The sequence below is a fragment of the Fusibacter sp. QWL-12 genome (assembly GCF_058683495.1).
The window spans coordinates 3,201,578-3,217,360 of record NZ_CM178745.1; the positions used below are offsets into that span (position 1 = coordinate 3,201,578).

General features: G+C 35.5%; 15 protein-coding genes. 13 read left to right on the forward strand and 2 right to left on the reverse strand.

Features of this window, described 5'->3' with window-relative positions:
- The first annotated feature begins 1 nt into the window (after position 1).
- From AC4PID_RS15400 to AC4PID_RS15410, 3 genes are all read left to right on the forward strand, one after another.
- Entirely contained in the window at positions 2-640 is a 639-nt protein-coding gene (locus AC4PID_RS15400; protein WP_492132872.1) for a response regulator, read from the forward strand.
- Between the two features lie 148 nt (positions 641-788).
- Positions 789-2,333 (forward strand): AbgT family transporter, encoded by a 1,545-nt coding sequence (locus AC4PID_RS15405; RefSeq protein WP_492132873.1) that lies wholly within the window; start codon positions 789-791, stop codon positions 2,331-2,333.
- Between the two features lie 156 nt (positions 2,334-2,489).
- Positions 2,490-3,602 carry a M20/M25/M40 family metallo-hydrolase gene (locus AC4PID_RS15410; protein ID WP_492132874.1) on the forward strand — a complete coding sequence of 371 codons (1,113 nt, stop codon included), beginning with the start codon at positions 2,490-2,492 and terminating at the stop codon, positions 3,600-3,602.
- A 96-nt stretch (positions 3,603-3,698) separates the two neighbouring features.
- On the opposite strand, the gene AC4PID_RS15415 is transcribed toward AC4PID_RS15410, so the two are convergent.
- Positions 3,699-4,883, reverse strand: coding sequence for a helix-turn-helix domain-containing protein (locus AC4PID_RS15415; protein ID WP_492132875.1), 1,185 nt, complete (start codon positions 4,881-4,883; stop codon positions 3,699-3,701).
- Between the two features lie 104 nt (positions 4,884-4,987).
- Between AC4PID_RS15415 and AC4PID_RS15420 the strand changes: the two genes are divergently transcribed.
- Positions 4,988-6,505, forward strand: coding sequence for a beta-N-acetylhexosaminidase (locus AC4PID_RS15420; RefSeq protein ID WP_492132876.1), 1,518 nt, complete (start codon positions 4,988-4,990; stop codon positions 6,503-6,505).
- A gap of 10 nt (positions 6,506-6,515) precedes the next feature.
- Positions 6,516-7,883 carry an MFS transporter gene (locus AC4PID_RS15425; RefSeq protein WP_492132877.1) on the forward strand — a complete coding sequence of 456 codons (1,368 nt, stop codon included), beginning with the start codon at positions 6,516-6,518 and terminating at the stop codon, positions 7,881-7,883.
- A gap of 43 nt (positions 7,884-7,926) precedes the next feature.
- Here AC4PID_RS15425 and AC4PID_RS15430 read toward each other — a convergent pair whose 3' ends face one another.
- The gene (locus tag AC4PID_RS15430) at positions 7,927-8,445 is read right to left on the reverse strand and encodes a YdeI/OmpD-associated family protein (RefSeq protein ID WP_492132878.1); all 519 of its coding nucleotides are present in this window, start codon (positions 8,443-8,445) and stop codon (positions 7,927-7,929) included.
- 103 nt (positions 8,446-8,548) lie between these two features.
- On the opposite strand from AC4PID_RS15430, the gene AC4PID_RS15435 reads away from it, so the two are divergent.
- From AC4PID_RS15435 to AC4PID_RS15470, 8 genes are all read left to right on the forward strand, one after another.
- The gene (locus tag AC4PID_RS15435) at positions 8,549-9,100 is read left to right on the forward strand and encodes a putative immunity protein (protein WP_492132879.1); all 552 of its coding nucleotides are present in this window, start codon (positions 8,549-8,551) and stop codon (positions 9,098-9,100) included.
- Between the two features lie 161 nt (positions 9,101-9,261).
- Positions 9,262-10,059, forward strand: a complete 798-nt coding sequence (locus AC4PID_RS15440; protein ID WP_492132880.1) for an SDR family NAD(P)-dependent oxidoreductase — start codon at positions 9,262-9,264, stop codon at positions 10,057-10,059.
- A gap of 19 nt (positions 10,060-10,078) precedes the next feature.
- Entirely contained in the window at positions 10,079-11,284 is a 1,206-nt protein-coding gene (locus AC4PID_RS15445) for a sensor histidine kinase (protein ID WP_492132881.1), read from the forward strand.
- Complete coding sequence (locus tag AC4PID_RS15450; RefSeq protein ID WP_492132882.1) at positions 11,281-11,919, forward strand: response regulator; 639 nt, start codon at positions 11,281-11,283, stop codon at positions 11,917-11,919. The genes AC4PID_RS15445 and AC4PID_RS15450 overlap by 4 nt, the downstream gene beginning before the upstream one ends.
- A gap of 121 nt (positions 11,920-12,040) precedes the next feature.
- Positions 12,041-13,045: a mevalonate kinase gene (gene mvk, locus AC4PID_RS15455; RefSeq protein ID WP_492132883.1), complete on the forward strand. Its 1,005-nt coding sequence runs from the start codon at positions 12,041-12,043 to the stop codon at positions 13,043-13,045.
- A gap of 23 nt (positions 13,046-13,068) precedes the next feature.
- Positions 13,069-14,055: a diphosphomevalonate decarboxylase gene (gene mvaD / locus AC4PID_RS15460; protein WP_492132884.1), complete on the forward strand. Its 987-nt coding sequence runs from the start codon at positions 13,069-13,071 to the stop codon at positions 14,053-14,055.
- Between the two features lie 88 nt (positions 14,056-14,143).
- On the forward strand, positions 14,144-14,416 hold the full coding sequence (locus tag AC4PID_RS15465; RefSeq protein WP_492132885.1) for a hypothetical protein: 273 nt from the start codon (positions 14,144-14,146) through the stop codon (positions 14,414-14,416).
- Positions 14,417-14,420: 4 nt separating this feature from the next.
- On the forward strand, positions 14,421-15,773 hold the full coding sequence (locus AC4PID_RS15470) for a tripartite tricarboxylate transporter permease (RefSeq protein WP_492132886.1): 1,353 nt from the start codon (positions 14,421-14,423) through the stop codon (positions 15,771-15,773).
- Positions 15,774-15,783 lie beyond the last annotated feature (10 nt).

Here is a 15,783-nt window from a genome sequence, read left to right on the forward strand (position 1 = left end):
AATGAGCCTGAATACTGTATTGATTATTGATGATGAGTCAGACATTGTTTTTACCATCACTGAAATTTGTCAGTTCGCTGGATATGAAGTTTTAAGCGCTACAAATGGCATAGATGGTTTTGAGCTATACAAGGCAAAATTGCCCAATCTCGTCGTTGTGGATTATCATATGCCCGGTTGGGATGGGATGAAAACAGTAAAAAAAATCAAGCAGTTTGATGAATCAGCAGCAATTTTAGTGTTAACGGTTGATGAAAGGCAAGAAATTTCAGATCGATTTATGGATGCTGGTGCAACTGATTTTGCAATTAAGCCAATTAAAGCGCCTGATTTGATTGCGAGATTGAAGGTCAATCTAAGAATCAGTGAAATGCAAAGAACTGCAAAAAGAACAAAAGAAAATGTATTTGTAGATAAAGGCATCTCTTCAGCAACTTTAAAATTGGTTCGAGAATTCTTAAAACTGAATCCAAACGGTATCACAATAGAAGAAACCTCAAACGGTGTAAACCTTGCTTATCAAACGGTACACCGATATATACAACACATGTTGGAGACGGGCGAAGTAGAAGTTGTACCGACCTATGGTCAAGTTGGTCGTCCCAAGAATAGATATCACCTTGTAGGTGATGAAATTTAAATAAGGAATAATCCCCAAATTCTGATAATTGCAAAATAAATCAGGGGATTATTCTTTTTTTTTCAGAGAAAAAAGAGAGAAATGCATGATTTCAAAAATCCATAAGTATAATAGTCATGACTACTATAAATGTTTATGGAGGGGAATTATGAGTGTTAAAAGTACGACTGGTAAAAAAGGCATATTCAATGGCTTTTTAAACCTCGTTGAGAAAGGTGGTAATAGATTACCACATCCTGTAACAATCTTCGTCATTTTATCTTTATTAGTTATTATTGTTTCTGAAATCGGTGCTCGTATGGGGATGACGGTATCGTATTACGATGCAAAAGCAAAAGCAGATGCAACCGTATCAGCAGTGTCTCTTTTTAATGCAGAAGGGTTAAGATATATGTTTAACTCAGCGGTTAAAAACTTTACAGGATTTGCACCACTTGGAACAGTTCTTGTAGCAATGCTTGGTGTTGGTGTCGCAGAAGGTACTGGATTAATCGGTGCGACATTAAAGAAAATCGTTTTAAGTACACCTAAGAAGTTAATCACAGCAGTTGTTGTGTTTATGGGGATCATGTCAAACGTTGCTTCTGATGCTGGTTACGTTGTATTAGTACCACTTGGTGCAATTGTATTCTTAAGCTTTAACAGACATCCATTAGCAGGTCTTGCAGCAGCATTTGCCGGCGTATCAGCTGGTTTCTCTGCAAACTTACTTTTAGGAACACTTGATCCATTGTTAGCAGGTATTACAAATGAAGCGATCAAAGTTGGTGGTTATGATTTCGAAATCTTACCAACAGCAAACTTCTATTTCATGTTTGTTTCAACTTTCTTATTAACGTTTTTAGGTACAATTGTTACTGAAAAAATTGTTGAGCCTAGATTAGGTGAATACAAAGGACCAAAGCTTATTGACTCGATGGAAGTAACGCCAGCTGAGAAAAAAGGCTTAAAAGCAGCTGGTTTATCACTTTTAGTATTTGCAGCGGTCATGCTATTCCTTACAGTTCCTAATCAATCAATGTTAAGAGAAGTTTCTGAAGCATTTCCAAATGGAGATTTAAATGGCTTCATTCATTCTGGACTAGTTCCGACAATTATGTTATTTTTCTTAATTCCAGGGATCGCTTTTGGTTTGGCTTCAGGTACAATTAAAAGCGATAAAGATGTCGTTCACTCAATGGGTAAAGCGATGTCATCAATGGGTGGTTATTTGGTTCTTGCGTTTGCTGCAGCTCAGTTTGTTGCATATTTTTCTTACACTAAACTAGGTATTATCTTAGCTGTTAGTGGAGCAAATTTACTTGAAGCAATTGGATTTACTGGGTTACCATTAATCATTGGATTTATTATCGTCGCAGCATTTATCAACTTATTCATCGGTTCGGCATCTGCTAAATGGGCAATTATGGCGCCAATCTTTATTCCAATGATGATTCAATTAGGCATTACACCTGAGTTTACTCAGTTAGCTTATAGAATTGGTGATTCAACGACGAACATCATTTCGCCATTAATGTCTTATTTCGCTGTAATCGTAACCTTTGCACAGAAGTACGATGAAGATACAGGTATTGGTACATTAATTTCGTCAATGTTACCATACAGCATTGTCTTTATGTTAGGCTGGACAGTACTCATGATGATTTGGTACTTCTTAGGCTTACCAATCGGACCTGGTGCATTCATGAGTTAATACTAGAGCATGGGGTTTCATTAGAACCTCATGCTTTTTTATTTAGCCACAATCTCGCTTGTGGTAAAATCTGAGGACTCAATGACTAAAGATTTTTGTTTTAGATAATGTTATAATCTGAGATAGACATAATTATAAAATCACATAGGAGGTTATATGATTAATCAAGAAAGAATCGTGAACGCTTTCTTACAGTATGTGCAAATTTCTAGTCCAACGACTAAAGAGGGTGCATTTGCACGTTTTATTAAAGCTGAACTTGAGAAAATAGGCTGTGAAGTAACTGTCGATCAAGCTGGTGAAAAACTAGGCTGTGACACAGGTAATGTCATCGCACGAGTGAAAGGTAATACGTCAGGTGAACCAATCTTATTTAGCTGTCATATGGATACCGTATCGCCTGGTGAGAACATCAAGCCAATCATTAAGGATGGCGTTATCTATAGCGATGGAACGACGATACTAGGTGGGGATGATAAAGCAGGTATCGCAGCTGTTATCGAAGCTTTAACCGTAATTAAAGAGAACAACCTATCACATGGAGATATAGAGATTGCTTTTACTGTCTTTGAAGAAGGTGGCCTACATGGCGCTAAGAATCTTAACTTTAGTGAGCTAAAGTCTAAGCATGCCTTTGTTTTAGACAGCGGTGGCGATCCTGGTCAAATTATTATTCAAGGTCCTGCACAGGATAAACTTGATTTTAAAGTAATTGGACGTCCTGCACATGCAGGTGTTGCACCTGAAGAAGGCATTAGTGCCATTATGGTTGCAGCAGAAGCGATCAGCAACATGACACTTTTGAGAATTGACGCTGAAACGACTGCTAATATCGGTAGATTTGAAGGTGGTACGGTAACGAATATCGTCGCACCTGAAGCAATCGTTAAAGCAGAGGCGAGAAGCCTTAACAACGATAAATTAAAGGCGCAATCTGAACACATGGTAGACTGCTTTAACAAAGCCGCTGAAAAATTTGGTGCAAAAGTAGAAAGCAACGTCGTCAGAATGTATTCCGCTTTTGATGTTGAAGCTGATCATGTCATTGTAAAAAATGTTGAAAAGGCTTGCGAAATAGTAGGTGTTAAGCCTTTCACAGCGGCTTCAGGTGGTGGTAGTGATACCAATATTTTAAATGCAAATGGAATTACAGCAGTTAATCTTGGCATTGGCGAGAGAAAGCCACATACTTTAGAAGAACATCTTCATATCGTGGATTTGGTGAATGCTGCTAAAATCGTGATGGAGATTATTAATCAATATAAGTAGTTCATTTTCTAATTAACATAAAATGCACTAAATCAACTGCTCCAGTTCCGGTCAGTAAACTGAAGGAACCTCCACAGTTGATTTAGTGCATTTTTTTTAGTTTTTTAGCTGTGTTCTATATTCAGCAGGTGTGATACCAGTTACTTTTTTAAACACTTTTGAAAAATAATTTGGATAGTTGTATCCTAGTAACTCTGATATCTGCAAGATGGTCAAGGCAGAGTCTTTTAATAATTCTTTAGCTTTGATGACTTTTATCCGTGCTTCATATTCTTTAAAAGTACAGTTCATTTCTTTGACAAAAAGTTGAGAAAGATAATTTATATTCAAATTATATTTTTCTGCGTAATATTTCAAGTAATGTGTTTCAGCATCACGATCTTTAAGCTCTCCAATCATAGATCTAATTACAGGGTGAATTTCATTGTTTTTTTCTTTCAATCGAATTGCATTAGAATATCCTTGGATGAGCTGATTTGAAAAAAAATAAATCAGATCCTTCACACTGTTGATGGATTCAATCGCCAAAACAAACTGATCTGATAAGTTGAATGCGACTTCAGAAGGCGCACCATATCGAATTGCTTCTCTACATAAGATTGCATTTGCTCCAATAATTCTATTTTTTTCTGAACGCAAATAATCGTTTGCTAAAAATGGGAAAAGCAGTTCATCAAATGCCAGCATATTGTCTATATCAAAATCACCAGAATTAAGCAGTAATTTTTCGAGTAAAATTTGCTCATCATTAAAATTATGATGTCGGATAGTGGGCTGTGTAATTAAGTAATCCTTTTTTACGGCTCTAATAGTATTTTTTGATTCAAAATTAGCAATTTCATTTTTTAACGAGGATGAACTATTGCTGATTAAATTTAAGAGATGTAAAAAACTCTGATACTGATAAGGGCTGAGTCTAGGTAATTCGTGAATATAGGGATGAATGTCATTGTTTTTTTGGAAGCTTGATGAAATAAAAGGACCAAGAATGAGCATTCCATCGAGTTTATGCCTTTTGTAGACCGGTTGAAATAAGATTAATTCACCATATTTTAATACAAATAATTTAGGAACATCTTCCAAACCGTTCAAGCGGTCAATTATACTTTTTAGTTCAGTTTGAAAATAGTTTGGGAAGGGTTCATTTATTTTCAATTCTGATACTATTTTTAGATTGGCTGCAACCATATACCATATCTTATACCCTGTTGTTAAATAGTGAATTTCACATAATTTGTGAACATGTTTTTCTGATATGGAACCATCGCTTTTAAATAACATAAGTCACCTGTAATTAGTATCTTCGACCTAATAAATGTATCACATAAGTTGATACATTTATTATACACTCTTTTTAACAATTATTAAATAGAGGAGGATTTGATTTGAATGTTATACCAAAACCCAATCATATTGAATTTCTAGGTGGATTATTTCCTGTTTTGGACAATGTTCGTATAAACTTTGGTGAATTTGAGTGCTTAAGGGAGATTTTAACTGAACAAATAGAAGCATATACCAAATTAAAGTTGCAATCAGATACTAAGACATACTTTAATATTAATATTTATCAAAACATAGTAATAGAACTAGAGGGCTATATAATGAGTTTTGATGGCAATTCTTTTGAAATAGAAGCCTCTAGTAATGAAGGCATTTATTATGCATTTCAAACCCTTATTCAAATATTGTCAAATCACAATGAGTTGATTTGTTTTAGAATTATTGATGCACCTAAATTGACGCATCGTGGATTTATGTTAGATGTGAGCAGAAATTATTTTGAGATAACGCAAGTGAAAAAAATGATTGATACTGCCTCGAGATTGAAATTTAATCGATTTCATTGGCACTTAACAGATGACCATGGTTGGCGTATACATTTAGATGCATTTCCAGAGCTTACAACTAAAGCCAATAATAATCAACATCAAAATTTGTATTATACAAAAGAAGAGATTGAAGAAATCATTGAATATGCGAGTAAAAGAATGGTTTCAATCATTCCTGAAATTGATATGCCAGGACATATTTTAAGTTTACTTCAGGTTATGCCTGAATTATCGTGTGAACCTAAAGACTTTCAGCTTGCCCAAGGTCCGGGAATTAGTGAAGAAGTCCTTTGTTTAGGGAATGAGAATACCTATAAGGTAATGTATAAGATTTTAGATGAGATTGCATCAATTTTTAAATCCAATGAGCTACACATTGGAGGAGATGAGGTACCTAAAACCAGATGGTTATCTTGTGACAAATGTAGAACCTTTGCAGAATCGCATCAAATATATAATCCTAATCTGCTTCAAGCACACTTTTTACAGAAAATGATTGATCACATTAACAATAAAGGGAAAAGCGTAATTCTTTGGAATGATTCATGTATGGATGTTAGTTTTAATGGAGATGTAATTTGTCAATTTTGGATGACTACAGATAAATCAAATGGTATTAATAAATTATCGGAAAAATACAGAATAATAGATTCTAATTTTAAATTTTATTATCTAGATTATCCTATAGAAATGAGAGGACTAAAGAACTGTTATAATTATCAGTCATTGTTTAGCAAACTCGATTTATATGGGATAGAATGTCCAATCTGGACGGAATGGATTGATTCGGAGCAAATATTAAGTGAACGAATATTTCCCAGACTAATGGCAATATCTGAAGTTTCTTGGACGAGAAGCGAGTTGAAAAACTACTCAGATTTCGAAAATAGATTGGTTAAACAGTATAATTGGTGGGAAGATACGGGTACTCCCATCGTCAATCATGAAAAGTGGAATACTGGTGGATTAAGTCAGTTCAAACATACTTTAAGGCACATGACTAAAATGCTTGATTTAAAAACAATTAAAATAGCGATGAAAATGCAAAAACAAAATAATATTGGTTTTTAGGGGGGCAAAAATGGAATCAGTTATTAACTCAAAAAATGTTAAGATGTCGTCAAATACATTTTTGACAACAAAAAAGGAGAGAATAGGTTATTACAGTTACTTTGCAGGTCAAAATATTATGTTTATTTTCGTCACACTATATTTAAGTCTTTATTTTACTACTGTTCTTGGTATTCCAGCTGCAACTGTTGGCGTTATTTTTCTTATTGCTAGGATCTGGGATGCAGTAAATGATCCACTTCTATCCATAATTGTAGAAAAGTCCAAACTCTCAAGTGGAAAGTTCAAACCGTGGATTAAATCGGTTACTTTTTTAATACCTATTTTTACAGTTTTAAATTTTTCTTTTTCCTCACTACTAATCGCTTTACCAGTTCAAGTAAGAGTCATTTATTCCTTGGTAGTATATATAATTTGGGGAATGATTTATACGATTTCTGATGCGCCTGCTTATGCTTTAGCCACTGTTATGACTGATCGACCACATGAAAAAAATAGTTTGATTTCATTTGCAAAGTTCTTTGGGATGATTGGATTAATGTTTTCAATGGTATTATCTCCAATACTCGTTGATGCTACAGGTGGTAACTGGAGTTTTGTTGCAATCCTTTTGTCTAGTATTGGCTTTTTCTTCTTAATTTGGATTAACCGTGCAAAAGAAAGAGTTCCGTCAAATGAACACTCACCTAGTTTAAGAGATATTGCAAATGTCATTCTAAAAAACAAGTACTTAGTAACCATAGTTTTTATTATTATTGCAATTAATGGCATGAATTTTTCGATGACAATTACGCCATATTTGACGCAGTACGTCTTCAATGATGCAAGTTTAACAGCAATATTAATGGCTTTTTCTGCTCTACCAATGCTCATAATTGCACCTTTAATGCCTAAATTGATTCAAAGATTTGGGAAAAATAACCTAATGATATTCGCTATGTCCTCAACTATAGTACTATCTATTATCACGTATTTTATTGGTAAGCACTCATTCACTTTGTTTGTAGGGCTTACAATAGGAAAATACCTAACAAGTTCACCATTGCTCATTGTGACTGCGCTTTATTTTACAGATATCATTGAATACGAGTATATAAAATCAGGTAAAAGGTTACAAGCTGTTACATTTTCAATTCAAACGTTTACAAATAAAGTAGTGAGTGCTTTTGCTGGTGCAATTCCAATGTTCATTTTAGGTGTAATTGGATTTGTTGAATCCTCTGGAAATACAACTGTCGAGCAAACTACAAAAGTTATTGATGGTATTTGGGCAATGTTCAATTTAGGACCTGCAGTTGGTGCTCTAATCGGGTTGATTGTATTTATGAAGTTTTATGATTTAAATGAAAGTAAGCTAGAGCAACTTAGTAAAAAATAATCATAAAAAAAGCGCAAGATTTGCGCTTTTTTTATTTTATACATTATTTAAGTATTCCAGAATTACTTACAGATGTATCCGTGCATTGGTTGGTGTTAAAACAGCAGGGGCGTCTAGAGCCGTGATTCATTTTAGAGTAGGCGACACCAATTCTTTTTTTTCTTGTTTCTGGATTATTTGTGCTTCGAATCCATCTGATCCATTCCCATCTTGCCTTAACGGTCAATGTTTCCCAAAATGCCATTAGGCCCTCATTAAGCAGCATGGTTTCGACATCTTTAGGTAGAGGTGGTTCAAACCCTTCTTTAGAGATTGAAAACACTACAGTAACAGGATCTCCTGCTTTTAAAGTCTTCATATCGAGATTTGTATCATCTAGTTTATAGAAATGGCCGCCATTGCCGTCTGGTTCAAAGGGAAAATTGATAGACGATTGATTAAGTGTACCAGTGGCGAGGACTAAGCCTCTAGTAGGAAGCTGCTCGCTAATGTCTTGAGGTAGCTTTAAAATTAACCATTCATTTATTTCATATAGGGTACCTTCGAATTTTATGTTAGTCATAGTTTCTCCTTTTGATGATGTGATATAATTTATATACCCCAAAAAACGCATTTAATTGATACAGATGAAGATAGATATAATTGCGAAAATTAAGGAGCGATTCATGTTTGACGATGTTGCAATCAAAATAAAAAAGAAAAATCAAATTTTGTTTAATTTTGATAGTGAATGCCTGCAAGAACTTATTCATGACTTTCAAACCCTAGATAGAATTGAGGCTATTCTGTGGGCGTTTGATGAAGTTGAACTTATTGTGGAAAGATTGCAGACAAAGTATCCAGACTATAATGACTTAACTGAAGTGCTTAAATTGGCACGGTTATGGGCACATGGTGAAATTAAAATGCCTGAAGCGAAAAAGGGGATATTATCCTGCCATGCGCTTGCTAAAAAAATGAATGATAAAGTTGACATTGCACTTGTGCATGCCATCGGTCAAGGATGCTCTACCGTTCATGTTAAAGATCATGCGATGGGCATCGTATTTTACACTTTAACTGCAATCGTCATTGAGCAGCATTACGAATCCTATGCATCAGCACTTTTAAATCAAATTGATGCCTATAAACGGCGTATGGCTTTTTGGAAAGAAAATGGAGCGATAAAAGTAACAACCGAAAAATGGGCACCATTTATACTAAAAAGTTATCAGTAAATCTTTTTTCAAAAAAATATATGCCCAAAAGGGTAATCGATTTGCCTATTTGTACAATATTATTTGCATTTGAATATATGATATAACCTTTATATAACTTAGACACAATTCACTAAAAATGAATGTCTATAATCAAGTATGAGATATAAAGGAGAATGAAAATGAAATTAAGTGGAAAAACTGTAGTTGTAACTGGCGGCGGTAATGGCGTAGGTAGAGAAATCGCACTACAATTGATAAGAAAAGGTGCCAATGTCGCAATTGCGGATATTAATTTAATTGGAATGCAAGAAACCTTTCGTTTATCCGGTAATAGCAAACAATTATCGATTCATCATATCAATATAACGCAGTTCGATGAGGTTGAAGGTTTTGTGATAGAGGTCATTAAAAGATTTGGAAGCGTTGATGTACTGATTAATAATGCTGGGATTATTCAACCCTTTGTGTCTTTATCAGAAATGGAATATGAAGTTATCGAGCGCGTTATGAATGTCAATTATTATGGCACGCTCTATATGGTAAAAGCATTTATGCCTGAATTGTTGAAAAGGAGTGAAGCACATATCGTAAATATATCTAGTATGGGAGGCTTTTTACCGGTTCCTGGGCAGAGCATTTACGGTGCTTCCAAAGCAGCTGTGAAACTTATGACGGAAGCATTGATGTCTGAGTTAGCTGAAACCAATATCAAAGTTAGTTTAATCGTTCCAGGTGCGATGGCAACCGATATTAAGAAGAATTCCAACTTAGAAGTAAATGAAGCAGCTGACATCAAAAAGGCAGGGAACATATTAACGCCTCAAGTCTCAGCGGCGAGAATTATCAAAGCCATTGAAATGGACAAAAAAAGGCTATATCTTGGTAAAGACTCAAAAATGATGAATTTTCTATACCGTGTAAATGAGCAATTTGCTTCGAATTTAATACGTCAGGTGATGCATGCAAATGGTCATTAATAAGTTACTGTGAGGGCACATGAAAACAGAGCTAAAAAGTAGAATAAGTAGAATTATCAATTTTAACAATAAGCTAGACACTGAAGCACTCCTATTTTTAGGAACCACATTTTTTGTCTATGTTGCAACCTTATATGCACATATCGATACTGGAATATCAAAGGAATCATTTTCAGGAATTACGATTTTAATGGTTATTTTTGGTGGGGTCTATTTAAATAAAGAACGGTTATTTAAACGTTATGAGATTGTATACTTTATTTTACAAGGTTTGATTGTTTTTGACTGTGCCACTATAATTACCGAAGGGTTTGAGATCCTTTTTTTAGGGTTAATTCCTTTTTTAGCGGTTCAAGCGATTAATAGTTTTAGACAACTTAAATGGATATTTGGTATACTCGGTAGCTATTATTTGATATTCGTCGTCGTTCTTTGGGTAACTGGGGGAATGAAAAATGTATCGATATACCTTCCGATTTTATTATTTTTAAATGTTGCAGTATGGTTTTATTATTCAATTGTTTTAAAGCAAATTGAATTAAGAAGAAAGTTACAGAAATCATATTATGAACTCGAACGAGCCAATGAGAAAGTTGAAATGCTATCAAGAAAAGCTGAAAGAACAGAAATTGCTCGCGAGATGCACGATATTCTATCTCAAGGTTTATCAGCTCTAGTTTTGAAGCTTGAGGCAGCAGAGGTCAATTTAGAAAGTGGTAAAATAGAGAGAGGTCATGAAATCGTTCAAATTTCAATAGATGATGCAAAACGTACCTTAAATGATACGAGACAATTACTCTCTAGTTTGAGATTAGAGTCCGATGATCTACAAGATGTTATTCCGTTAATTGAAGATGAAATCACAGCTTTTTCATATCATTTTATGGGTAAAATAGAATCAGACATGATTGATAAGCTTTATATAGATCCTAAAATTGCAAATCACTTATCTAGAATCGTACGCGAATCCTTGAACAATATTCTTATACATTCAAAGGCTACCCAAGCTGAAATAAGTTTGAAGGTATATGATAAAAAAATTCAGCTTAACCTAGTAGATAACGGTCAAGGGTTTGATGTCGTTAAAGCGAGCCAATTATCGGATCATTTTGGGCTCATCGGTATGAGAGAACGTACTGAAGTCATAGGTGGTCAATTAACCATAAGTTCGTCAAAAAAGCGTGGAACGCATATACAAGTTACATTAGAGGATGTGAATAAATGAAATACAATTTAATGATAATAGATGATCATCAAATTGTTCGTGAGGGTTTAAAATTAATTATTGAAACGATTGATCATCTAGAGGTCTGTTGTGAGGCTTCAAATGGTAAAGAGGCTATTCGTCTTTTAGAGCAAAATCAACCGGATTTGATTTTGCTTGATTTGATGATGCCTGAAATGGATGGTATACAGTTTTTAACCGCTTTAAAATACGATATAAATCTGAAAATTCCAGTTGTTATTCTGACGACTCTCCTTGAAGAAGATCGAATTAAACAAGCAATCAGTTTAGGGGCAAAAAGCTATTTGCTAAAAGATGCCTCAAGACAAACTTTAATTAGAACGATTGAATCTGCGTTGGAAGATGAAACCATTCTTACAAAACCAATACGAGAGCTTTTGTTAAAAAAAGACGAGATGAAATTGATTCATCACCAAGATAAGATTCAGCTTACAGAAAGAGAGCAATACATCATAAAGCGTGTTATTTCAGGCGAAACAAGTAAATCTATCGCAATAGAGCTAAATCTATCTGAAAGAACGGTTAAAGCTTATTTAACAGCTATCTATAGCAAGCTAGGCGTTAATTCACGTTCAGAAGCAGTTGCATATGTTTTAGAAAACCATATTATTTAAATTAGATTTATATTAGAAAAAAGGTAAAGCCACTACGATTGTAAATGATTATTAATATCATTTACAATCGTAGTGGCTTTTGTTATGATGTATAACATAAAGTACAAAGAAGAGGTGGCTTGTGGAACAGATAAAACGAGCTTATACAAACCATTCAGAGGGTAAAGCACATGCGAAGTTGATTCTCGGTGGTGAACACAGTGTGGTATACGGAACACCGGCTGTCGTTCTACCAGTACCATTAAGTGTCATAGCAAAAGTAGCTAAAAATGAGGAAAGTGATCATACATGGATTCGTTCCAAACTTGTAGTTGGGAATGATCGGGAACCATCAAGTTTGTTGGATGGCTATTTTAGAATGATTCAGCAGATTCAAAAGCTGTGCCATGTTCCTAAAATGGATAGGGCACTAAATATAGAGATATTGTCTGATATACCCATTCGTTCAGGACTTGGTTCGAGTGCAGCAGTTGCAAACGCAATCGCTACAGCGGTGTTTAAATTCTATAAGGGTAATGTCCCACAGGACTTGCTTTATCAAGCGGTTCATATCGCAGAGTGTTATGCACATGGGAACCCAAGTGGGATGGATATGATCGCAACTTCAGAAAATGCACCTATTGTATTTAAGAGGAACATATCAAACCCCAATAAACCGTTTCAATTCAAAAAGGTACCTATTGTGGGTACTTATTATTTTGTTACAGGGCTAACTGGAATAGAAGTAATGACCAAAAAGGTAGTAGAGAAATTTGCACAGACGCTTAATCAGAATAGAGAGGACAATTATTTGTATGGACTAAATGACTTTGATGCTGTGGTCAGTAAGATGCTTGTTGCGTTAAATTTTGGCAATCTAAAAGCATTGGGCGAAGCTATGAATGACAATCACCAGTTGCTTATAAAATATGGTGTGAGCTCTCCTGCACTTGATCACTTAGTCTCTACAGCGATAAGTTCTGGTGCACTTGGCGCAAAACTAACTGGAAAAGGTGTTGGCGGTGCGATGATTGCATTATGTGACACCTTAGAAGCTGCAAATACTGTGAAACAATCTTTACTGAATCAGGGAGCATATAAGAGCTATGGCTTTTGCATTTCCAAATCTGGAATTACTGAATTTTAGGGCTATATGAGGAAAATTTAAAGATGTTAAATTATTCAAAAGCGAGAGCAAACACAAATATAGCTCTCATAAAATATTGGGGCAAAAGAGATGAAACGCTTTTACTACCCATGAACAGCAGTCTATCCATGACTTTAGATCGTTATTTTACTGAAACGGAGGTTTGGGTTGATCCTCTCTTTAGTAACGATCAGATTTTAATCGATCAAAATGAAATCGATGATATATCACATCAAAATTTAGTAAGATTTCTAAATCTCATTAGAGAGATGAGCGGTAATCCATACTTTGCTAAAGTCGAGTCAATCAATCACGTGCCAACTGCAGCGGGCTTTGCTTCCTCTGCATCAGGGTATGCTGCGCTAGCACTTGCGGCTTCAACCGCGTATGGTATGAAATTGACACCAAAAGAGCTATCGATTCTTGCGAGAAGAGGATCTGGTTCTGCATCACGTTCTATATTTGGTGGATTTGTGCTTTGGCATCGAGGGCAGCTTTTTAATGGTGAGGATAGCTACAGTGAGTCTCTTATTGATGAGGTATATGAGTGGCCGATTGAGGTTATATCAGCGGTGGTTTCAACGGACAAAAAGTCCATATCAAGTCGAATGGGCATGAAGCAAACGGTTGAAACCTCACCTTTGTATAAGGGGTGGCTCGAGTCTGTAGATGGGGATATTATGCAGGCGATTCATGCAATTAAAGCGAAAGATTTTACCAGCTTAGGTGAAGTGGTTGAACACAATGCACTTAAAATGCATGCGACAATGATGAGTGCGTGGCCTAGCGTCATTTATTTTACTAGCGGTACATTAGAAATCATCAACTTAGTTCAAAGGATGAGACAAGAAGGGATTGAAGCCTATTTTACGATAGATGCAGGACCAAATGTTAAAATCCTATGTCAGAAATCAGAAACAGAAAAAGTTAAGAATGCGCTTTTGCAGCTCTCTACTGTTGAATCAGTAGAAATTTGTGGCATTGGAAAAGGTGCATCCCTGATAGAGTGAAAGGAAAATTCAGATGATAAACTGCATTAATGATAATAACAGCATCAAAAATAATAATACTAATAAGAACACTAATAATAACAATACAATGAATTATGATAATAAAAATGAAAACACAAATGAGAATATAAAAGCCTATAACGAAATATGGGATGATTTGATCCAATTTACGGATTTATTAATTGCATTATTTATAACCATTAGTTTTACTGCAATTGGCTATTATTTTGCGCCAAAGACTGCACCCTTGCCACTTTTCATATCTTTAGCAGGGGCACTCGTTGGTTTTGTCGTTTCTAGCTTGGTTATTAAACCAAAACGACAGCTTGTACTTGAATCTCAAGAAAATAAAGAGGAATAATGAAATGTCATTAATTTTAATTATACAAATGTGTATCGCCTCACTTGCAGCAACCGCAATCTATACGATAGTGGGTGCAATTCCTGGCGCAGATGAAACAGCGACCTTAGCACCTGTAACCCTTGTACTGATTTTAGCAGGGATTCATCCTGCTGTCGTTCTCGCTTTCTTTATAGCAGCGATTATTGCATGTAAACTGATCGATGCAGTTCCAGTATCTGTTGCAGGCATCCCAGCAGGTGTCATGTCGACACCACTTGTACCACATGCGCTCGTGTTAAAGGCGGAAGGCAAGACGGACATCAGCATCCAAAAGATTGCAGCAGGTGCCGTCGTGGGAACCATAGTATCTATTCCGATTAGTTTAATCCTTGCAAGCGCAATCGTTCCTTTTGCAGATGTGATTAAAAACAGCAGTGGTTTGATCTTTTTTGTGGGAAGTTTGTTCTTGGCTTTACTCAGTCAAAAAAAGATTGTATCCTTAATCAGTATTTTTCCAATGGCATTGCTCATTCAAGGTATGCGAACGCTGTATACTGCAACAGGTGCAGTCCCAGAGGGGAAAACAGTATTTATATCCATTTTTTTAGCGATTACTATTGGTCCTGCGATGTTGTCACTATTAGAGCTTTTAAACCCGAATTTAAGAAAAAGCAAACAGGTTAATGATAAGCATGTCATAACGCTATCGGCAAATCAAAAAATGAAAGGCTATCCTAATCCATTTAAGATATTATCAAAAAAAGAAATGGGTTTAAGTGCACTGGCTTCAGCGATTGGATCGTTCTTGTTTATTTTGAGTCCCGTTGGATTAACTGTATTTTTAGGTGAGCTGGTCGCTTCAAAGGAAAAGAATCCAATTAAAAAAGCTGGTGTCGCGCTAAGTGCAATGGAGGCATTGGCACAGGGAACTTATATTTCAGGTACATTAATTCCACTATTGGCCATCGGTTTACCGCTTTCGCCAATGGCAATTGGTCCTGCTAATCCACTGTTCAATGCACCTCCCGTATTAACCTTAGAGAACAACTTGCATCACTTACTCAGCTATCCAGAATTTGTAACTGCTACACTGATCGGCGCAATTATTGCTACGATTGTCACATTTTACATTGCAGTTAGATTTTCAAGACAGATTAGTATCATCGTATTTAAATATATCCCACATGAATCACTAATTGCTTTGTTTATGGCTTTGGTGTTGTTGCTCGCCTATATGGACGGTGGCATGACCAATATCGTAGGTGTTTTTGTCATCGGTTTGTTCTCAGGTGCATTACACCGAGCTGGTGTAAGCTATGGCGTAATGTTTATGACGCTATATGCAGCACCTTGGATACTGACAAAACTATTTTAAAATTTGGAGG

Excerpts from the sequence above, each read along its gene's own strand:
- AC4PID_RS15400 (WP_492132872.1), top strand. The coding sequence starts at position 2 with ATGAGCCTGAATACTGTATTGATTATTGATGATGAGTCAGACATTGTT.
- AC4PID_RS15405 (WP_492132873.1), top strand. The coding sequence starts at position 789 with ATGAGTGTTAAAAGTACGACTGGTAAAAAAGGCATATTCAATGGCTTT.
- AC4PID_RS15410 (WP_492132874.1), top strand. The coding sequence starts at position 2,490 with ATGATTAATCAAGAAAGAATCGTGAACGCTTTCTTACAGTATGTGCAA.
- AC4PID_RS15415 (WP_492132875.1), bottom strand. The coding sequence starts at position 4,883 with ATGTTATTTAAAAGCGATGGTTCCATATCAGAAAAACATGTTCACAAA.
- AC4PID_RS15425 (WP_492132877.1), top strand. The coding sequence starts at position 6,516 with ATGGAATCAGTTATTAACTCAAAAAATGTTAAGATGTCGTCAAATACA.
- AC4PID_RS15430 (WP_492132878.1), bottom strand. The coding sequence starts at position 8,445 with ATGACTAACATAAAATTCGAAGGTACCCTATATGAAATAAATGAATGG.
- AC4PID_RS15435 (WP_492132879.1), top strand. The coding sequence starts at position 8,549 with ATGTTTGACGATGTTGCAATCAAAATAAAAAAGAAAAATCAAATTTTG.
- AC4PID_RS15440 (WP_492132880.1), top strand. The coding sequence starts at position 9,262 with ATGAAATTAAGTGGAAAAACTGTAGTTGTAACTGGCGGCGGTAATGGC.
- AC4PID_RS15445 (WP_492132881.1), top strand. The coding sequence starts at position 10,079 with ATGAAAACAGAGCTAAAAAGTAGAATAAGTAGAATTATCAATTTTAAC.
- AC4PID_RS15450 (WP_492132882.1), top strand. The coding sequence starts at position 11,281 with ATGAAATACAATTTAATGATAATAGATGATCATCAAATTGTTCGTGAG.
- mvaD (WP_492132884.1), top strand. The coding sequence starts at position 13,069 with ATGTTAAATTATTCAAAAGCGAGAGCAAACACAAATATAGCTCTCATA.
- AC4PID_RS15465 (WP_492132885.1), top strand. The coding sequence starts at position 14,144 with ATGAATTATGATAATAAAAATGAAAACACAAATGAGAATATAAAAGCC.
- AC4PID_RS15470 (WP_492132886.1), top strand. The coding sequence starts at position 14,421 with ATGTCATTAATTTTAATTATACAAATGTGTATCGCCTCACTTGCAGCA.